We start from the raw sequence: 19,014 nt of genomic DNA on the forward strand, positions 1-19,014 counted from the left end.
GACCCGACAGTGGAGAACCTGTGATGACGAACCCCGCCGAGAGACTCGTCGATCTGCTCGACCTGGAGCAGATCGAGGTCAACATCTTCCGGGGGGCCAGCCCCCAGGAGTCCCTCCAGCGCGTCTTCGGCGGGCAGGTCGCCGGCCAGGCGCTGGTGGCCGCCGGCCGGACCACCGAGAGCGACCGGCCGGTCCACTCCCTGCACTCGTACTTCCTGCGCCCGGGCATTCCGGGGGTACCTATCGTGTACCAGGTGGAGCGGGTGCGTGACGGGCGCTCCTTCACCACGCGCCGGGTCACCGCCGTCCAGCAGGGCAAGACCATCTTCAACCTGACCGCCTCCTTCCATCACCCGGAGGAGGGCAGCATCGAGCACCAGCTGCCTCCCCGCCTCGACTTCCCGCACCCGGACGCGCTCCCGAAGGTCGCGGACGAGATCCGCGAGCACCTGGGCACCCTGCCCGAGGCGCTGGAGCGGATGGCCCGCCGCCAGCCCTTCGACATCCGGTACGTGGACCGGCTCCGCTGGACCCCCGAGGAGCTCAAGGACGCCGATCCGCGCAGCGCGGTGTGGATGCGGGCGGTCGGCCCGCTGGGCGACGACCCGCTCGTGCACACCTGCGCCCTCACCTACGCCAGTGACATGACCCTCCTCGACGCCGTGCGCATCCCCGTGGAGCCCCTCTGGGGCATGCGCGGTTTCGACATGGCCTCCCTGGACCACGCCATGTGGTTCCACCGGCCGTTCCGGGCCGACGAGTGGTTCCTGTACGACCAGGAGTCGCCCATCGCCCACGGCGGCCGGGGCTTGGCCCGCGGCCGCATCTACGACCTGGAGGGCAGGCTGCTGGTGTCCGTGGTGCAGGAGGGCCTCTTCCGCCCGTACCCGGCGCAGAAGGCCAGGCCCGCCGTTTCGCCCCAGTGACGCCCGGGGCGCCCGCGGTCTCCCGGGCGCCCGCCCCTTCCCGGCGTCCGCTCCTTCCCGACCGTCCGCTCCTTCCCGACCGTCCGACCTCCTCACCGAAGAGCTGATCGCACCGATGCCGACCCCGGCCCTCCCCTGCCCCTGCGGGCTGCCCGCCTCCTACGCGGACTGCTGCGGCCGCTTCCACTCCGGCGCCCGGCAGGCGCCCACCGCGGAGCTGCTGATGCGGTCCCGCTTCAGCGCCTTCGCGGTCGGCGACACCGCCTACCTGATGCGCTCCTGGCACCCGTCGACCCGTCCGGGCCGGCTCGACCTGGATCCGGACCAGCGCTGGGAGCGCCTGGAGATCCTCGCCACCGAGCGCGGCGGGATGTTCGAGACGGAGGGGTCGGTGGAGTTCCGCGCCCACTACCGCGAGGGCGGCCACACCGGCTCGCTGCGCGAGCACAGCTCCTTCTCCCGCGAGGGCGGGGCCTGGGTCTACGTCGGCCCCCTCTCCCCCGTCGAGTTCGACTGAGCGCGCGCGCCGGCCAGGGCGCAGTCCAGGCCCGCGCGGTAGCCGCGCACCTCCTCCGGCGGCTCCGCCAGCAACAGGCGCCGGGCCACCGCCTCGGCCGCCGGGACCCGGGGGTGGCCGTAGGGCGGGGGCGGGGTGAGGGCGGCGAGCACGATCCGCTCCGCCGGGTCCGGCACGGCCTCCCGCACCTCTTCCTCGGGGAGCACGGACGCCAGTACGGCCGCCCGCGCCCAGGGGTCGGCGGTCCGTCTCAGCAGCAGCCCCACGTGCCGCTCCCGCCACCTGCGCGGCCGCAGGTCCGCCCCGGCCGCCATCAGCTCCCGGTCCTGCGGGGGCGCGGCCCCGCTCAGCAGCCCCGGCTCCCGGGCGGCGAACTCCCGCAGCTCCGCGGCCAGGTAGAGCCAGACGACGGCCCGGTAGCGGTTGATCCGGTAGGCGACGGGCGTGAGGTGCCCGCAGCGCGCGAGCCGGGTGAACCGGCTCGGCCCCACCTCCAGCACCCGCGCCCCCGCGTCGGCGCCGGCCGTGGTCTCGACCCGCGCGCGCAGCTCCTCCGGGAACCCTTCCCCCGCCCTGACCCGGTCCAGTTCGGCCCGGCTGTAGCGGACGGCCCCGCCCGCCGGGCCGGGACCGGAGCGGACCAGCCCCAGCTGGACGGCCCGGGCGAACTCGCCCCGGGTCAGCCCCAGTTCCCCGGCCGCGCGGATCCCGCTGAGCGGCGCGCACGCCGACGTCTCCACCTTCATCACAGTCCTCCCCCACGAGCGACGGTCACTCTGCGTGAAGACCGTAACCGGGAGTGAGGTCGGCCTGCCAGGCCTGTGGATAACCCGGACCAGACCCTGCCGTCAGCCCCCGGTGATCCGCCGCTCAGCGACGCCCAGGTGCTCCCCGACCCGGTTGACCAGCAGCGTCATCTCGTACGCCACCTGCACGATGTCGGCCTCCGCGGCGCTCAGCGCGCACAGGCAGCTGCCGGATCCGGCCGCCACCACGAAGAGGAACCCCTCGTCGTACTCGACCATCGTCTGACGGACCTCGCCCGCCCGGAAGTGCCGTCCGGAGCCCTTCGCCAGGCTCTGCAGACCGGCCGCGACGGCCGCCAGGTGCTCCGCGTCCTCCCGCGCCAGCCCCGCGCTCGCGGCCGTCACCAGCCCGTCGTTCGACAGGACCACCGCGTGCCGGACCTGCTGGACCCTGCGCGTCAGATCGTCCAGCAGCCAGTCGAGCTGCTTGTCCAGTGCCATTTCAAGCCCCTCCCCGTTGACCCGGCCGACGTGGCCGCGGCCCGCCCCGCTTGGTCGTGCCGCAAGCCTTCCCCACCAGGTGGTTTCCGGCAAGGAGGATGGACGCATGGCACGGAAGATGACTCAAGAGGAATGGCGGGCGTTCGGCCGCCGCCGCGCCCGCACCCCGGCGCCGCCCTCGCCCGGCCCGGACGCAAGCCCGCACACCGCTCCCATCTGCTCCGTTCCGACCGCGGGCGCCGTCGTCTTCACCACCGGCGAGAAGGCCGTCAAGGGGCGGATTCCGGCCCCTTGACGGCCCGGCGGGGCCCGGCACGGCCTACGGGCCGACGGCGTCGAGGAGCCGGGCCGTGTGCACCCGGCCCGCGTACTCCACCAGCCTGATCAGCACTTCCTTCCCCGAGTCCTTGTCCCGCGCGTCACACAGCACCACCGGGGTCCCCTGCTCCAGGTCCAGCGCCCGCGACACCTCGTCCGAGGCGTAACTGCGGGCGCCGGTGAAGCAGTTGACGGCCACCACGAACGGGATCCGCCGGTGCTCGAAGTAGTCAACGGCCGGGAAGCAGTCCTCCAGCCGCCGGGTGTCGGCGAGGACGACCGCCCCGAGCGCGCCCTGCGACAGCTCGTCCCACAGGAACCAGAACCTGTCCTGGCCGGGGGTCCCGAACAGGTAGAGGGACAGGCCCGCCCGGATGGTGATCCGGCCGAAGTCCATGGCCACGGTGGTCGTGGTCTTCTGGTCCACCCCGCCCGTGTCGTCGACCAGTTCGCCGGCCTCGCTCAGCAGCTCCTCGGTGCGCAGCGGCCTGATCTCACTGACCGCGCCCACGAGCGTGGTCTTGCCGACCCCGAAGCCGCCGGCCACCAGGATCTTCAGGGCGAGCGCGGCGAGTTCCTCCTCGGCCGCGGCGCCCGCGCCACAGCTCCCGGGCCCCGCCGTGCCGTTGTCGTGCAGTCCCATCACAGTGCTCGCAATCCCTCGATGACTTCCCGCAGAATCCGCTCGTCCGGCAGCCGCGCGGGCGGCACCGGCCGGCTGACCCGCACGTGTCCCGCCTCCAGCAGGTCGCCCAGCAGCACCCGCACCACGCCCACCGGCAGGTCCGCCTCGGCGGCGAGCTCCGCGACGGACTGCGTCTCGGAGCGGCAGAGGCCGAGCAGGGTCCGGTGCTCCGGCCCGAGCAGGGCCTCGTCCCCCGCGCCGGCCGCCTCCGGGTCGACGACGACCAGGGCGATCAGGTCGAACCGGACCCCGTGCGGGCCCGGTTTCGTACGTCCTCCGGTCATGGCGTACGGGCGGACCAGCGGGCCCGCCTCGGCGTCGTACCACTGGCCGTCCATGTGCCGGACCGCCGTCCTCACCCGGCGGCCGGGGGGCGGACCGCGAACCGGGGCGGTGCGTAGAGGTGTTCGCCGACCCGTTTGACCAGCCGGGCCATCTCGTACGCGATCAGCCCGATGTCGGCGCCCGCGGTGCTGAGGACGGACAGGCAGGAGCCGTCCCCGGCCGCCGCGACGAAGAGGAACCCCTCGTCCATCTCGACCATCGTCTGCCGCACGGTCCCGGCGCGGAAGTGCCGGCCGGCGCCCTTGGCGAGGCTGTGGAAGCCGGAGGCGACCGCCGCCAGGTGCTCGGCGTCCTCCCGGCCGAGGGCACTGGAGGAGCCCACCGCCAGCCCGTCGTTGGACAGCACCACCGCGTGGCGGACCTCGCGGACCCGCATGACGAGTTCGTCGAGGAGCCAGTCCAGTTCACCGGATCCGCGGACGCCGTCGAGGGCGGTCCTGTGGTGTTCGGTCATCACACTTCTCCTTCGGTGCCTGCGTGGGGGGAATCGTCCCGGGAGCCGCGCGCCCACCCGGCCCGGTAGGCGGCCATCCGGTCGCGCGCCTGCTCCGGGCTGCGCTCCGGGTGGTCCGCGGCGGGCCGTGCGCCGTCCGGGGCCCGGTCGGCCGCGGGTGCCTCGCGCAGCTGCGGGACCAGGCTGGCCTGGCGTACGCGGCGCGGCAGTTCGGTCACCGAGGCGGCCGGAGCGGTCGGCTCGGGCACGGCCGCGGGCACGGCCGACGGCGCGGTACGGAGGACCGTGCCGCCGGGGCCGCGCGGCCGCAGCGGGGCCACGGGGGCGGGTAGCGGGGCCGGCCGCGGCCCGGCGTCGGACGCGGGCACGGCCGACGGCGCGCGCCCGGCCGACGGCGCCGGCACCGCCGACGGCGCGGATGCGTGCCCGGCGCCGGGCGCGGGCTCCGGCGTCCGCCCGGGCGAGGGCTCCGGCTCCGGACCGGCAGCGGCGGGCGGGGCCTCGATCGCCCCCTGGAGCAGGGAGTTGGGCAACAGCACCACGGCGGTGGTGCCCCCGTACGGCGAGGGCCGCAGGTGGACCTGGATCCCGTGGCGCGCCGAGAGCCGGCTGACCACGAACAGGCCGAGGCGGTCGCTGTCGAAGAGGTCGAGGTCCTCGCAGTGCTCGATCCGGCGGTTGGCCTCCGCGAGCGCCTCGCGGCCCATGCCGAGCCCGCGGTCCTCGACCTCCAGGACGTAGCCGGCGCCGACGGGTTCGCCGCTGACGCGGACCCGGGTGTGCGGTGGGGAAAACTGGGTGGCGTTCTCGATCAGTTCGGCGAGCAGATGGGTGAGGTCGGCGACGGATCCGCCGCTGACGGCCGCCTCGGCGAGCCGGTGGACCTCCACGCGCGGGTAGTCCTCGATCTCCGAGACGGCGGCGCGCACCACGTTGGTCAGCGGCACCGGCATCCGCCAGGCCCGGCCCGGGGCCGCGCCCGAGAGGATGATCAGGCTTTCGGCGTGGCGGCGCATCCGGGTGGTGAGGTGGTCCAGGCGGAAGAGGTCGCCGAGTTCGCCCGGGTCGTCGGCCCGGCGCTCCATCGAGTCGAGGAGGTCGAGCTGCTTGTGCACCAGGACCTGGCTGCGCCGGGCGAGGTTGACGAAGACCCCGCTCACCCCGTCGGCGAGTTCGGCGCGTTCGACGGCGGCGCTGAGGGCGGCCCGGTGGACGGTGGAGAGGGCTTCGCCGACCTGCGTGATCTCGTCCTCGGCGGGCGGCCCGGACGGGGCCTCGGCCTCCACGTCGATGTCCTCGGCCCGTCCGGCGCGCAGCCGTTCCATGGCCTGCGGGAGCTTGCGGTGGGCGATCTCCAGCGCGGTGTTGCGCAGCGACACCAGTTCCACCACCAGGGCGCGGCCGATGCGTACGGAGATCACCAGCGAGGCCGCGACCGCCGCCAGGCCCAGCAGCACCGCGGCGCCGGCCGGGCTGAACGCGCCCTCGGCGAGCGGGTCGGCGAGTCCGGCGGACCGGGCGTGCGCGGCCTGGCGCACCTCGCGCATCGAGCCGCTCACGGCCGTGTAGGCGGAGTCCCAGCCGGCGGGCACGCCGCGCACCTCGCGCGCCGCCGAGGCGGCCGCAGACGCCGCGGGGGCCGAGGTCGCGGCGGCGGGGACGGGGTTCGGGGCCGGTGCGGGGGCCGCTGCCAGGGCCCGGTCCTCGGCGGCGGTGAGCTCGGCGTAGGGGGTGCCCTTCGAGACGGCCTCCCAGACGGATCGCTGGGGCGCCGGCAGGTCCCGCGCGGTGGCGGCGGTGAGGGTGCGGCGGGCCTCCACGGCGCCGGCCAGGCGGCGCTGCGCGTCGGCGGTGCGGGGGCCGGGCAGGGCCAGCAGCGCGTCCTCCCGCGACAGCAGCTCGCCCGCCCGGGCGAACTCCAGCAGTACCCGGGCGTCGGCGCCGAGTTCGGCGTCGGAGCCGCCGGAGAGGGCGCCCTCGGCGGCGAGGGCGGAGTCGGCGACGCGGGTGTACGTCTCGTAGGCGCCCTCGGGGGTGGCGCGGCGGGCGGCGACGTCCTTGCGGGCGGGGCCGAGGGCCTCCGCGGCGGCGACGAAGGCCCCGAGGCGGGCGACGGTGTCGGTGCGGTAGTCGCCGGAGTCGGCGACGGTGTGCCGGTCGCCGAGGCGCAGCCGGCGTACGGCTTCGTCGGTGCGGCGGGCCTGCTGGTCGAGGGCGGAGGCCTCGCCCGAGGCGGGGTCGGCCAGGAAGCGGACGGCGGCCCGGCGCTCGGCCTGGATCTCGGTGAGGGCGGCGGCGACGGGGGTGCGTATCTCGGCGTCGACCTGGCGGATCCGGCTGAGCCGCGCCATGTCCTGGGCGGTACTGACGGTGGCGAAGCCCCAGAGGGCGAGCAGGGAGACGACCGGGACCATCAGCAGGGAGACGATCTTCGCCCGGACGGTGGCGGGCCGCAGCCGCTCCCACGGCCCGCCGGCCCGGCCGGGGCCCGCGGCGGGGGCGGGGCGGGGCGCGTGCTCCGGCGGTTCCGCGGCGGGGGAACCGGCGTGCGCGCGGCGGCCGCGCGAGGGGGGGTCGGGCAGCCGCGGCGGCGCGGCTTCCGGTCTGCTGCGGGGTCTGCGCATGGGCTCCTCGTTCCGGGGCGGTACGGATCCTCAGGGGACGGTCGGGGGTCAGCGGGAGGGGAGGGCGCCTTCGCCGAGCCGCCGAGCCGCCGCGCCGGGTGCCGCCGAGCCGGGAGCCGCCCCACCGGAAGCCGCCGCGGGAACGCCGGGCGCGGCGGCCGACGCCGCCCGCTCGTCCGCCGTCGGGGAGAGCGCCACGAAGGCGGCGGTGATGAAGAGGTAGGAGCCGAGCCCGACCGCGAGCGGGAAGATGAACTGCAGGGCGGTGGCTCCGGGCAGGGCCGCGTCCGAGGGGGTGACGCGGACGGAGACGGCGATCATCCCGGTGTAGTGCATGCTGCTCACGGCGGCGCCCATGACGAGGGAGGCCACGGCGACGGCGACCGGCGACTTGATGTTGAGGGCGGCCCACAGGGCGGCGGTGGCGGCGACGACGGCGATGGCGACCGAGAGGCCGACGGTGAGCGGGTCGTACGCGATCCGCCCGTGCAGGCGCAGGGCGGCCATGCCGAGGTAGTGCATGCTCGCGACCCCGAGTCCGGTGGTCAGGCCGCCGAGGACGAGGGAGCGGCCGCGGTCCCTGCCGTAGCCGACGGCGAAGACCCCGGCGCCGACGACGACCATGGCGACGAGCAGGCTCAGCAGGGTCAGCGGCACGTTGTAGTGGATCTCGGTGCCGGTGACGTGGAAGCCGAGCATGGCGATGAAGTGCATCGTCCAGATGCCGGTGCCGATGGCGGAGGCGGCGGTGAGGAGCCAGTTGCGGCGGGAGGCGCCGGTAGCGGCGAGCGCGCGGACGGTGCAGCGCAGGCCGAGGGCGGCGCCGATCGACGCCATCACGTACGACAGTGCGGGTGTCAGCCAGCCATAGGCGGCGTGGTCCAGGTGTCCCATGGCCACGGGACGCTAGTCCGGGTGAGGGCGCGAACAAGGGGCGCATTTCGAAAGACGCTGCAACTGCTGGAATATGACAGAGAGACGTTCATCTCCGATCACCCCACGTGTCACCTTGTGCACGGTCCGCAGAGGTCGTGAGGGTGCGGGATCATGTGCGCATGAGCCGTATGAGTCGTACGAACGAAGACCACACGCGTGTGCAGGAGTTCTTCGGGGCCCGCGCGGCCGCCTGGGACGGGAAGTTCCCGCAGGACGGGCCCGCCTTCGCGACCGCGGTGGCGGAGTTCGGCGTGGGGCCCGGGGAGCGGGTGCTCGACGCGGGCTGCGGGACGGGCCGGGCGCTGGTCCCGCTCCGCGCGGCCGTGGGTCCGTCCGGAACGGTGCTCGGAGTGGACCTGACCGCGCAGATGCTGGCCGAGGCGCGACGGGCCGGCCGCGACCGCGAGGGGACCCTGCTGCGGGCGGACGTGGCCCGGCTGCCGCTGCGGGACGGGGCGCTGGACGCGGTCTTCGCCGCCGGGCTGATCGCCCACCTGCCCGATCCCGCCGAGAACCTGCGCGAGCTCGCCCGCGTGGTCCGGCCCGGGGGCCGGCTCGCGCTCTTTCACCCCATCGGGCGAGCCGCGCTCGCCGCGCGCCACGGCCGCGAGCTGACCCCGGACGACCTGCGGGCCGAGCACAACCTCGGCCCGCTGCTGTCCGGTTCCGGCTGGCGGATGACCTCGTACGCCGACGAGGACGCCCGCTTCCTGGTCCTGGCCGTACGCGCGGCCTGAACGGGGCGCGCGCACGGGCCGCACCCGGAGCCGGGCCCGGGCCTGCCCTGGGCTAGGCCTGCCCTGGGCTAGGCCCGCCCTGGGCTAGGCCTGCCCTGGGCTAGGCCGGGGGCTGGGCGTCGGCTCCGGCCGGGCGGCGCGGGTGCGGCACGGGACAGCCGCCGGCACCGGGCACGGGGAACGTGCCGAGCTCGCCGACGTCGTAGCCGTCGCGGTAGCCCTTGATCTCCGGGTTCTGGCGCGCGTAGTGCGGGGCGGTACGCGGGGGCAGCAGCCGCACCGCCCGCCCGCGCAGCCGCAGCGCGCCCCGGACCAGCCGCTGGAGGCCGGGGCGGGGGGTCTCGTACCGGAAGGCGGTCAGCAACGGCTCGTCGAGCAGGGCGAGGCTCGCGCGGCGCACGGCGGGGGCGAGCGGCGCCGGGTACCAGGAGGCCATCAGGTCGAGGGTGGAGTCGGCGACCGCGCGGCCACCCGCGTCCCAGCCGAAGTGGGCCTCCTCGTAGGCGTCCAGGGTGGCCTCGAACTCCTCGTAGGAGCCCGGGATGTCCGTGATGCCCATGTGCCGGCCGAGGGCCGCGTAGTAGTGGGCGCAGGCCCGGCGCTCGTGGTGGGTCAGCGGGCGCCAGCCGTAGACGTCGAGCCAGCGCGCCGGGATCACCACGAAGGTGCACAGGACGTAGCGCATGTCGTCGTTGGAGATGTCGTAGCTGCGGTGCATCTGGTTGACGCGGCGGATCGCGGTGCGCGCGGTGTCGCTCTCGAAGCCGTGCTCGACGACCGCGTCGAGGAGCAGGGAGGTGTCGTCGTACCGCTTCTGGGCGCGCTCGGTGAACTCCGCGGTCTCGGCGAGGAGGGCCCCGATGGAGGGGACGGCGTAGGTCCGGAAGAGCGCGAGCTCCAGGGCGCGGGTGAAGTCCCAGGGGAACTCGTAGGTGGCGGTGAGCCGGTAGATGGCGAGGAAGTCCTTGTCGGGGTCGAGCCGGAGGATCTCCCTCAGCCGGTCGTAACGCTGCACCGGTCTCCCTTTCTGTGGCGGGTCCCCAACTCTACGTGCAGGTGGCGGCCTTGGAAATCGATGCCCGTCGGGTCTCGACGGGCGAGTTACCCGCTGGTTAAGGTGCGCCGACGAGAACGCGATCGGGAGGCACCGGGAGGCCACGTGTCCGATGAGGAGGACGGGGGCTCGCTGTACGTGCTGACGGCCGTGCTGCTGACCCCCGCGCAGTTTCCGGCGGTGCTCGGCGACGACTTCCCCGAGGCGTGCGCGCATCTGGGCGTGGAGCCGGCCGCCGACGGGTACGGGCTGGTGCTGGGACAGGACGAGGAGGGCGCGCGCTGGACGGTCGTCGTGGACGACGTCTCGCTCGTGGCCGCGGCCATCGCCTCCTGGGACTGCGGCATCGAGTACGACCTGTCCCCCGACGAGCGGACGATCGTGGCCTCGCTGGCGGGCTGGCCGCTGGAGCTGACGGTGTCGACGGCGGGCATCCCCGAGCCGCACGACCCGGAACAGGGTGCGGACGGCACGGGGCGGGTGCCGCTGGCACCGCCGTCGGCGGACGCGTGGGGTCCGGTGCAGCGGCGCCTGGGCGCGGACCAGATCGCCCGCGAGTGGGCGGACTGGCGCGAGCGCGTCGCGGAGGACGGCGGGGCGGCGGCTGCCGCGCACCCCGGGCTCGCGCGGGCGCTGGAGGAGGCCGCCGGGTACGTGCGGCAGGCCCCGCCGCCGGGGCGGGTCCGGTCGGCCTTCGCGGACGAGGGCGTACGGACCCTGCGGGCCGACGGGCCCGGCTGGTCGCTGGTGGCCCGGACGGGCGGACCGGCGTTCGTCCTGCTGGACGAGGAACCGGGCGGGGTCCTCTCCGTCCCCGGCGAAGGTGAGGCCGGGCTGCCGGAACTTTCCGGCCTGCTGGCGGCACTGGACGGCGTGGCGACCCGGCCGGCCTGAGCACCCGGGGTGCGGGGGCACGGGGTGCGGGCCACGGCCCGATCCCGACCAGCGGCCAGTCCTGGTTGCCCCGTGGGCGACGGCCCTGATGCGGGACTACTACGGGGGTCTGGCGTCACGCCCCCGTCTGCCCCCGCGGCCGACGACGCGCCTGCCCCTCGCGATGCCTCGGGCCGCCGTGTCCAGGACCGGGGCGCCCCGCCACCGTCAGACGCGTTCGAGCGGGACGTGCGGGAGGGGCGGGAGGGTGGTGGTGATGGGGTCGCCGGGGCGGATCGTGCCGCCCTGGCGGACCACGCCCATGATCCCGGCCTTGCGGACCACCCGGCCCTCCTCGTCCCGGCCGACGACCCGCTTGAGCAGGCCGTCCTGGAAGGCGTTGATCTGGGGGCACGGATTGCGCAGGCCCGTCACCTCCACCACCGCCTCCGCGCCCATGCGCAGCAGCGTGCCCGCCGGAAGGGCGTGCAGGTCTATGCCCTGGGTGGTCACGTTCTCCCCGAGCTGACCCGGGGCGACGCTGAAGCCGGCTTCGGCGACCTCGTCGAACAGCTCCCGGTGGATCAGGTGGACCTGGCGCAGGTTGGGCAGGGTCGGGTCCTGCGCCACGCGCGAGCGGTGCTTGACCGTGACCCCGGCGTGGACGTCGCCCTCGACGCCGAGGCCGGCGAGGAGCGTGATGCTCTCCCGGTTGGGCTTGGTGAAGGAGTACTCGGCGTTGCTGCTGACGGCCACGACCGTCGCCCCGGTCGCCGCCGTGCCGTGCCCCGTGGTGGTGCTCATGAGAAAGTCCCCCGTCCCCCCTGCCGCCCCCGGCGGCCGAACTTGCGCTTCCGCCAGGGTCAACGTGCGGGCGCGGCCGCGTGTTCCCGGCCGGGTTCCGTCGCCGAGTGGCCGACGCGACGCTTGCCGGGGTCCGGGAGCCGCATGACGATGGGCCCTTCGCGTACCCGGCTCCAGGACCCCTCGGGAGGGTGACATGGGCGATCCGTCGTTGGCGCTGCCGGGCGGGGCCGACCCCGTCGAGCGCACGCGCGTCCTGCGGCGGGCGCACGAGGCCTTCACCCGGGACGGCCTCGTCGAGCCGCCGGTCCGGGCCGTCATCGCGCAGTCCTGGCGGCGGTGCGCCCGGGCACGGGTCAGCCCGGAGTCCGCGCCCCGGCGGGCCCGGCCGGAGGCGGAGCTGCCGGCCTACCGGGAGCAGCACCCGCTGGCGCCGGTGATGCCGCTGTTCCGGGATCTGGTGGGGGCGTTCGCGGCGCGCGGGGCCCATCTGCTCGCGGTGTGCGACGCCCGCGGCGAGCTGCTCTGGGTCGAGGGGGAGACGGCCACCCTGCGCCGCGCCGAGCGGCTCGGCTTCGTACCGGGCACGCGCTGGGCGGAGGCGGCGATGGGGACCAACGCGCCCGGCACGGCGGTCGCCGTCGGGGAGCCGGTACAGGTCTTCGGCGCGGAGCACTTCAGCCGCCTCGTGCACCCCTGGACGTGCGCGGCGGCCCCGGTGCGGGATCCCGGCACGGGCCGGGTGCTCGGGGCGGTCGACATCACCGGCGGCGACGGGCTGGCCCACCCCCATTCGCTGGCGTTCGTCCAGGCGGTGGCGCGGGCCGCCGAGGCCCAGCTGGCGCTGCTTGCGCCGCAACCGCCGGCCCCCCGCGACACCCTCGCCGCGCTCGGTCGGGACGAGGCGCTGCTGGTGCTCGGCGGCCGGCGGATCCCGCTGGGGCGGCGGCACAGCGAGATCCTGACGCTGCTCGCGCACCACCCCGAGGGGCTGTCCGGGGAGGAGCTGGCCTTCGCCCTGTACGAGGAGGAGTCGGTGGCGGCGGTGACGCTGCGGGCGGAGATGTCCCGGCTGCGCGCCCTGCTCGGCGCCGGGAACCTGCTCTCCCGCCCGTACCGCACCGCCGTCCCCCTGGAGGCCGACTTCACGGCCGTGACCCGGCACTTGGCGGCGGGGGCCGTCTCCGCCGCCCTCACCCGCTATCCGGGCCCGCTGCTGCCGGCCTCCTCGGCCCCGGGCGTCGTCCGGCTGCGGCGGCGGATCGAGGAGCAGGCGCGGGCCGCGGTGATCGCCCGGGCGGATCCGGGGCTGCTGGCCGACTGGGTGTGCAGCCCGTGGGGCGCGGAGGATCCCGAGGTGTGGCGGGCGCTGGCCGGAGCCCTGCCGTCGCAGGGCCGGCCGGCCGCGCTGGCCCGCGTACGCTCCCTCGACGAGGAGCTCGGCGGCGGGCGTGCAACGTACCCGCAACCTGCCCGCCCCTAGCGTCCTCGCCGAGTGCCGGCCGACGGCGGCCGGCGCCCGGCAAGGGGAGGACACCCATGGCCCGTTACGCGGCACCCGGCACCGAGGGCGCGCTGATGTCATACGCGTCCCGCTACGGCCACTTCATCGGCGGGGAGTACGTGGAGCCGGCCAGCGGCCGGTACTTCGAGAACCCCTCCCCCGTCACCGGCCGGCCCTTCACCGAGGTCGCGCGCGGCACGGCGGAGGACGTGGAGCGGGCCCTGGACGCCGCCCACGCGGCGGCCCCGGCCTGGGGCCGCACGTCCGTGACCGAGCGCTCCACGATCCTCCTGCGCATCGCGGACCGGATGGAGCAGCACCTGGAGGCCCTCGCGGTCGCGGAGACCTGGGAGAACGGCAAGCCCGTCCGCGAGACGCTCGCCGCCGACGTGCCGCTCGCCATCGACCAGTTCCGCTACTTCGCGGGGGCGCTGCGCGCGCAGGAGGGGGCGCTCAGCCAGCTCGACGACGACACGGTGGCGTACCACTTCCACGAGCCGCTGGGCGTGGTCGGCCAGATCATCCCGTGGAACTTCCCGATCCTGATGGCCGTGTGGAAGCTGGCCCCGGCGCTGGCGGCGGGCAACACGGTGGTCCTCAAGCCGGCGGAGCAGACCCCGGCCTCGGTGCACTACTGGCTGAGCCTGGTGGCCGACCTGCTGCCGCCGGGCGTGGTGAACGTCGTCAACGGCTTCGGCGAGGAGGCCGGCAAGCCCCTGGCGTCGAGCCCGCGCGTGGCGAAGGTCGCCTTCACCGGGGAGACCTCCACGGGCCGCCTGATCATGCAGTACGCGGCGGAGCACCTGAAGCCGGTGACGCTCGAGCTCGGCGGCAAGAGCCCGAACATCTTCTTCGACGACATCTGGGCGACGGACGACGACCTTCGCGACAAGGCCCTGGAGGGCTTCACGATGTTCGCCCTGAACCAGGGCGAGGTGTGCACGAGCCCGTCGCGCGCGCTGATCGAGCGCGGCCGGTACGGCGACTTCCTCGACGCGGCGGTGGCCCGCACCGAGCTCATCGTCCCGGGCCACCCCCTGGACACGGACACGATGATCGGCGCCCAGGCCTCGGAGGAGCAGCTGCGCAAGATCCTCTCGTACGTGGAGATCGGCCGGCGGGAGGGCGCCAAGGTCCTCACGGGCGGCGGCCGCATCGACCACGGCGGCGACCTGGCGGGCGGCTTCTACGTGGAGCCGACCATCTTCGAGGGCGACAACCGGATGCGGATCTTCCAGGAGGAGATCTTCGGCCCCGTCGTGTCGGTGACCTCCTTCCACGACTTCGACGACGCCATCCGCATAGCCAACGACACGGCCTACGGCCTGGGCGCGGGCGTCTGGAGCCGCGACATCAACACGGCCTACCGCGCGGGCCGCGCCATCCAGGCGGGCCGCGTCTGGACGAACTGCTACCACGCCTACCCCGCACACGCGGCGTTCGGCGGCTACAAGCAGTCGGGCATCGGCCGCGAGACCCACAAGATGATGCTGGAGCACTACCAGCAGACCAAAAACCTCCTAGTCAGCTACTCCCCCAAGAAGCTCGGATTCTTCTAGAGCGTGAAGTCGGGCTCCTGGAGGGGAGGTTGCCCCCCCAGGAGCCCTTATCGATCCGACACCGATCGGCGCGGAATGACTACAATACGTAGCCGGAGGACTCGATCAGGCATTCCTACCGGACCAGTCACGGACCAGATCCCGGCCAGCGCCCACCGACTCCAGTGACCGTCGTCAGCAGTCATGGTTACGTCGGACACGACCGCGGCCGTCGCGCCGCGGCTTCACCTGCCTGCCCGTAGCGCGCCGTCGATGACGTGGAGCAGTGGCGGACCGGCGGGCCACGGCAGCTCCCCGTGGGTGGCTGCGGTTGCCAGCCGGAGAGCGCCGAGGAGGGGGTCGCCCTCGGGGGTGTGGAGGCGGGCACCGGGGATGCGGGACGACAGCCGGTCGGACACGGCCTCGCGCAGGCCGTCCAGGTGGAAGAGGCGGCCGGTGAGGGCGATCCGGGGGGCGTCGAGGCCGGTCGCGGCCGCGGCTGCCGTGTCCGTGATCTCCTCGGCGGCGCGACCGAGGATGCCGGTCGCGACCGGGTCTCCTGCCGCGGAGGTCTCGGCGACGTCGGGCGCCAGGGAGGCGAGGAGCCCGGCCCGGTCGGGGCGCAGCTGGAGGGCAGCCGGGAGGCCGGGGACCGGGCCGAACCGGTCGAGTACGCGGGCCAGGAGCGCGGGGGATCCGCCCGCCCGGCCGTCGTGGGCGCGCAGGGCGGCGTCGACTGCGGCGCGGCCGATCCAGGCGCCGCCTCCGCAATCGCCGAGCAGGTGGCCCCAGCCGTCGGCGCGCCGCCACCCGGTGGTCAGGTCGGTGCCCAGTGCGATCACGCCCGTTCCGGCGGCGACCACCACGCCCGGCCGGGCACCGAGGGCGCCCGCGTAGGCGGCGACCGCGTCGGCGGCCAGCACCAGACGACGGGATCCCGCGTGCTCGGCGAGCGGGCCCGGCAGGCGGGCGGCGAGGTCCTGGCCGAGCGTCGCCATGCCGGTGGAACCGACGGCGAGGGTGTCCACGGTCGCTGTTCCGGTCTCGGCGAGCAGGCCGTCGAGGGCGGGGAGCAGGGTGCGCAGCAGGGCCTCGGCGTCGATGCCGCGCGGCCCGGTGCCGGTGGGCGTGGCGCGTTCGGCGGTGGCTTCGATCCGGGGGTGGCCGTGTTCGTCGATTCGGGCGAGGGCCATCCGAAGGCCGGTGCCGCCGATGTCCACCCCGGCCACCCGGGTTCCGTCACTCATGACTCGGCCTCCGGGGGCGTCCCTGAACGGCTACGTGGGCCCGGTGCAGCGCCTCGCCCGCTGCCAGGTCCTGGCGCTGGGCCAGCCTGACGTACAGGCAGTCGACCACGACGAGTTGGGCGATCCGGCTGACGGTGGCGCCGGTCCGGAAGGCGGTCTCCCGGCCGGCGAAGGTGAGGAGCAGTCGGGCGCTCTTTCCCAGCGGAGACAGGGGGTCACTGGTGAGGGCGGCGGTGGTGGCTCCGCGCCGGGCGGCCTCGGCGAGCGGGTCGATCACCTCGCCGGTGCGGCCGGAGTAGGAGATGCCGATGGCGACGTCCCCGGCGCGCAGGTGGGCGGCACCCATCAGTGAGCGGTGGACATCGGATCGGGCGGTGGCGGCGAGTCCGAGATGCTGGAGCTTGTACTCCAGGTCGGCTGCCACCACGGCGCCGGACCCGGCCGCGTAGATCTCGATCCGCCGGGCGGCCGCGATCCGGTCGACCAGCTCGTCGAGGACGCGCAGGTCGAGCTGTTCGGCGGTGTCCTGGGCGGCGCGTGCATCGAGGCGGGCGACCTTGGCGACCACGGTGGCGGTTTCGTCGTCGTCGGCGATGTCGTCTCCGGCTCCGATCCGCACCGCGAATTCCTCGCCGCCGGCCAGCTGCGCGGCGGCCAGCACCAGGCGCAGGTCGGGGTAGCCGCTCAGGCCGAGGGCGCGGCAGAAACGGGTGACGGAGGTATCGGACACTCCGGCGGCGGAGGCGAGGCGGCTGATGCTGAGCGTGGCGGTGCCCGCCGGGTCGGCGAGGACCAGATCGGCGATGGCGCGCTCGGCGGGTGAGAGGGAGGGCAGCCGTCCGCGTAGCTGCACGATCAGGGCCTGGGCGGTCGGCCGGTCCACGCGGGTTCCTCCTGGGCGCCGGGGGTCAGGGGTTGGGGGTTCGGAATGCGAGATTCGGAGATGTTGCTCTTCCACATCTCAAACTTGTCGTGCAAGAATCCTCCACATCGCTCAGGGGTGTCAACTCCACGGCGTGTCCGCAGTGTTCCGTCTGCCCGGTGAAGGAGGGCCAGCGAGGTGTACCGCTCTGTCGCGCTGACCATCCGTGCCCACGTCGACCTCTGCCGCGTTGCAAGCGCGACCTGTCGATGCGTCACCTCTGCCCGCTGACACTGCCCCGGGCCGCGACGCGGCCCCCACCTCACCTCCGAGGAAGAACCCGTGACCGCCCCGGCTTCCCATGCGCCCGGACGGCCGCTGCGGGCCGCCTACGTATTCGACCGCACCCTGACCGCGCTCACCGAGAGCGAGCGCGATCGGATGCTCACCGAGTACGCGGCCTCCGGCCTCAACACCCTGATCACCAAGGCCGAATCCGTCACCCCTGAGCTGGCCCGCGCCTGCCGCACGGCGGGCCTGAGTCTGCTCGGCAGCGTCGCCTGCTTCAGTGACCACGCACGCCCCGCCGCCGAGCAGCGCCCCAACCTGTACCCGGTCTCCGGCGACGGACGGCCATGGCAGCGCATGGAGTGGTACACGGGCCTCGTCCCGACCGATCAGGCGTACATCACCGAACTCGCCGACCGGTGCGGGTTGTTGGCAGTCTCCCCGTTGCTGGACGGGCTGGTGCTGGACTTCCTGCGATGGCCGCTGCACTGGGAGCTGGAGCTTCGCCCCGGCGCCGCACCGCGCCGCTCCTCGTACGATCCGCACACGCTGGACGACTTCACCCGGCGCACCGGCATCGCGCTGCCCAGCGGCTCGCCGTCGGCTACGGCGGGGCACCTGCACGCCCACCACGAGGAGGCGTGGCACCGGTACCGCTGCGAAGTGATCACCGACGTGACGCGCAGGCTCACCGACGCGATTCGGTCCGCCCGGCCGGGGCTGTGGACCGGCCTCTTCCTGGTCCCCGCGGAGGATGGCGAGCAGCGCCGCCGCCTGGTCGGGCAGTGCGTCGCCGAGCTGGCGCCGCTCATCGACGCCGTGCTGCCGATGTCTTACCACGCGATCCTGCACCGGGAGCCCGCGTTCGTGGGCCTGGTCGCCCGGTCTGTGCGTACCGACAGCGGTCCGACGGCCGTGGTGCCGATGGTACAGACGACCAACTCGCCCGTGCTCGCCCGAGGTGCCGACTGGGGGCCGGAGATCACCGTCACCGACCTCGTCGGGGCGGTGTGCTCCGCGCTGGACGCCTCCGGCGACGGCGGCCTGTGCCTGTTCCCCGGTGAGGGGTTGGACGGAACGGGACTGCGACTGCTCGCGGAACACCTGCGGACTGAGGACGGCCGGGAGCATCCTCCGCTGCCGCCGACCGAGCGGCGCAACCCCGCCACCGTCGGCATCGACCGGCTGCCCACGGACGAGCTGCTCCGTGCGATCAACGCGGAGGACGCGCGGGTCCCCGCCGCCGTCGCCCGCGCTCTGCCCACGCTCGCCCTCGCCGTGGACGCGGCCGTGGCGGCGCTCAGGGCGGGCGGCCGAGTCCACTACGTCGGCGCCGGCTCCTCCGGCCGCTACGCCGTTCTCGACGCCGCCGAGCTCGCCCCCACCTACGGGTTGGAACCGGGCAGGATCGTGGCCCATCTGGCCGGCGGGCCGACCGCGCTGGCCCACGCCGCGGAGAACGCCGAGGACGACGAGGCCGCCGGACGCCGGGCGCTGGCCCAGGTCACCGCCCGGGACGTCGTGCTCGGCCTGGCCGCCAGCGGGCGCACCCCGTACGTGGCCGGGGCACTGGCCGCCGCCCGCGCCGCCGCGGCCACCACGGTCCTGGTCAGCTGCAACCCCGACGCGCCGCTCGCACGTACCGCCGACCTGCACGTCTGCACCGACACCGGGCCGGAGGCCATCACCGGCTCGACCCGGATGAAGGCTGGCAGCGCACAGAAGCTGGTGCTGCACAGCTTCTCCACCGCCGTCATGGTCCGGCTCGGGCGGACCTGGTCCAACCTGATGACGGATCTGGCGGCGACCAACGCCAAGCTGGCCGGCCGCAAGCTCACCCTGCTCGCCCAGGCGACCGGCGCGGATCCCGGGACCTGCCGTGCCGTACTGCAAGAAGCCGGGGGCGAGCTCAAGACCGCCCTGGTGGTGCTGCTGACGGGGGCCGGTGCGCAGGAGGCACGCGCCGCGCTGGCGGTACACGGCGAGGTGGCACGGGCGGCCGTGGCCGCGCTGACGGTCCGATGTCCCGGGGACTCCGCACCCGCGACCTGAGTC

At 74.8% G+C, this 19,014-nt stretch carries 19 protein-coding genes; 8 read left to right on the forward strand and 11 right to left on the reverse strand.

Annotated elements, in window-relative coordinates; all coding sequences use genetic code 11:
- Positions 1-23 precede the first annotated feature (23 nt).
- Entirely contained in the window at positions 24-926 is a 903-nt protein-coding gene (locus D1J60_RS04700; RefSeq protein WP_125820244.1) for an acyl-CoA thioesterase II, read from the forward strand.
- A gap of 115 nt (positions 927-1,041) precedes the next feature.
- The gene (locus D1J60_RS04705; protein ID WP_164720832.1) at positions 1,042-1,443 is read left to right on the forward strand and encodes a YchJ family metal-binding protein; all 402 of its coding nucleotides are present in this window, start codon (positions 1,042-1,044) and stop codon (positions 1,441-1,443) included.
- Here D1J60_RS04705 and D1J60_RS37140 read toward each other — a convergent pair.
- Complete coding sequence (locus tag D1J60_RS37140; RefSeq protein WP_164720833.1) at positions 1,407-2,189, reverse strand: DUF6397 family protein; 783 nt, start codon at positions 2,187-2,189, stop codon at positions 1,407-1,409. The two genes, D1J60_RS04705 and D1J60_RS37140, sit on opposite strands and share 37 nt — an antisense overlap.
- 102 nt (positions 2,190-2,291) lie before the next feature.
- The gene (locus D1J60_RS04715; protein WP_042800536.1) at positions 2,292-2,690 is read right to left on the reverse strand and encodes a roadblock/LC7 domain-containing protein; all 399 of its coding nucleotides are present in this window, start codon (positions 2,688-2,690) and stop codon (positions 2,292-2,294) included.
- Positions 2,691-2,796: 106 nt separating this feature from the next.
- Between D1J60_RS04715 and D1J60_RS04720 the strand changes: the two genes are divergently transcribed.
- The gene (locus D1J60_RS04720) at positions 2,797-2,985 is read left to right on the forward strand and encodes a hypothetical protein (RefSeq protein ID WP_125602896.1); all 189 of its coding nucleotides are present in this window, start codon (positions 2,797-2,799) and stop codon (positions 2,983-2,985) included.
- 24 nt (positions 2,986-3,009) lie between these two features.
- Here D1J60_RS04720 and D1J60_RS04725 read toward each other — a convergent pair whose 3' ends face one another.
- Genes D1J60_RS04725 through D1J60_RS04745 form a run of 5 tightly spaced genes read right to left on the reverse strand, consistent with a single transcriptional unit; the run spans position 3,010 to position 8,010 of the window.
- A complete protein-coding gene (locus D1J60_RS04725; protein ID WP_241253144.1) occupies positions 3,010-3,651 on the reverse strand; it encodes an ATP/GTP-binding protein in 642 nt (213 codons plus the stop codon).
- The gene (locus tag D1J60_RS04730) at positions 3,651-4,031 is read right to left on the reverse strand and encodes a DUF742 domain-containing protein (protein ID WP_125602897.1); all 381 of its coding nucleotides are present in this window, start codon (positions 4,029-4,031) and stop codon (positions 3,651-3,653) included. The genes D1J60_RS04725 and D1J60_RS04730 overlap by 1 nt, the downstream gene beginning before the upstream one ends.
- Positions 4,032-4,048: 17 nt before the next feature.
- Positions 4,049-4,492 (reverse strand): roadblock/LC7 domain-containing protein, encoded by a 444-nt coding sequence (locus tag D1J60_RS04735; RefSeq protein WP_125820246.1) that lies wholly within the window; start codon positions 4,490-4,492, stop codon positions 4,049-4,051.
- Positions 4,492-7,116 (reverse strand): nitrate- and nitrite sensing domain-containing protein, encoded by a 2,625-nt coding sequence (locus D1J60_RS04740; RefSeq protein WP_125820247.1) that lies wholly within the window; start codon positions 7,114-7,116, stop codon positions 4,492-4,494. Before D1J60_RS04740 ends, D1J60_RS04735 begins: the two co-directional genes overlap by 1 nt.
- A 48-nt stretch (positions 7,117-7,164) precedes the next feature.
- Entirely contained in the window at positions 7,165-8,010 is an 846-nt protein-coding gene (locus tag D1J60_RS04745) for an MHYT domain-containing protein (protein ID WP_125820248.1), read from the reverse strand.
- Between the two features lie 170 nt (positions 8,011-8,180).
- Here D1J60_RS04745 and D1J60_RS04750 point away from each other — a divergent pair, with 170 nt between their 5' ends.
- A complete protein-coding gene (locus tag D1J60_RS04750; RefSeq protein ID WP_125823866.1) occupies positions 8,181-8,789 on the forward strand; it encodes a methyltransferase domain-containing protein in 609 nt (202 codons plus the stop codon).
- A 100-nt stretch (positions 8,790-8,889) separates the two neighbouring features.
- Here the strand turns inward: D1J60_RS04750 and D1J60_RS04755 are convergent, their stop codons facing one another.
- Complete coding sequence (locus D1J60_RS04755) at positions 8,890-9,804, reverse strand: oxygenase MpaB family protein (protein WP_125820249.1); 915 nt, start codon at positions 9,802-9,804, stop codon at positions 8,890-8,892.
- A gap of 144 nt (positions 9,805-9,948) precedes the next feature.
- On the opposite strand from D1J60_RS04755, the gene D1J60_RS04760 reads away from it, so the two are divergent.
- Positions 9,949-10,737, forward strand: coding sequence for a hypothetical protein (locus tag D1J60_RS04760; RefSeq protein ID WP_125820250.1), 789 nt, complete (start codon positions 9,949-9,951; stop codon positions 10,735-10,737).
- A 207-nt stretch (positions 10,738-10,944) separates the two neighbouring features.
- On the opposite strand, the gene D1J60_RS04765 is transcribed toward D1J60_RS04760, so the two are convergent.
- A complete protein-coding gene (locus D1J60_RS04765; protein ID WP_125820251.1) occupies positions 10,945-11,520 on the reverse strand; it encodes an MOSC domain-containing protein in 576 nt (191 codons plus the stop codon).
- Positions 11,521-11,716: 196 nt separating this feature from the next.
- On the opposite strand from D1J60_RS04765, the gene D1J60_RS04770 reads away from it, so the two are divergent.
- Positions 11,717-13,003, forward strand: coding sequence for a helix-turn-helix domain-containing protein (locus D1J60_RS04770; RefSeq protein WP_125820252.1), 1,287 nt, complete (start codon positions 11,717-11,719; stop codon positions 13,001-13,003).
- Positions 13,004-13,059: 56 nt separating this feature from the next.
- A complete protein-coding gene (locus D1J60_RS04775) occupies positions 13,060-14,583 on the forward strand; it encodes an aldehyde dehydrogenase family protein (RefSeq protein ID WP_125820253.1) in 1,524 nt (507 codons plus the stop codon).
- Between the two features lie 224 nt (positions 14,584-14,807).
- Here the strand turns inward: D1J60_RS04775 and D1J60_RS04780 are convergent, their stop codons facing one another.
- Both D1J60_RS04780 and D1J60_RS04785 read right to left on the reverse strand, forming a co-directional pair.
- Positions 14,808-15,809: a BadF/BadG/BcrA/BcrD ATPase family protein gene (locus D1J60_RS04780; protein ID WP_125820254.1), complete on the reverse strand. Its 1,002-nt coding sequence runs from the start codon at positions 15,807-15,809 to the stop codon at positions 14,808-14,810.
- On the reverse strand, positions 15,802-16,692 hold the full coding sequence (locus D1J60_RS04785; protein ID WP_164720835.1) for a MurR/RpiR family transcriptional regulator: 891 nt from the start codon (positions 16,690-16,692) through the stop codon (positions 15,802-15,804). Before D1J60_RS04785 ends, D1J60_RS04780 begins: the two co-directional genes overlap by 8 nt.
- A 321-nt stretch (positions 16,693-17,013) precedes the next feature.
- On the opposite strand from D1J60_RS04785, the gene D1J60_RS37910 reads away from it, so the two are divergent.
- Positions 17,014-19,011, forward strand: a complete 1,998-nt coding sequence (locus D1J60_RS37910) for an N-acetylmuramic acid 6-phosphate etherase (RefSeq protein ID WP_241253145.1) — start codon at positions 17,014-17,016, stop codon at positions 19,009-19,011.
- Positions 19,012-19,014: the final 3 nt, after the last annotated feature.

The sequence above is a fragment of the Streptomyces sp. W1SF4 genome (genome assembly GCF_003950035.1).
GTDB lineage: Bacteria > Actinomycetota > Actinomycetes > Streptomycetales > Streptomycetaceae > Streptomyces > Streptomyces racemochromogenes.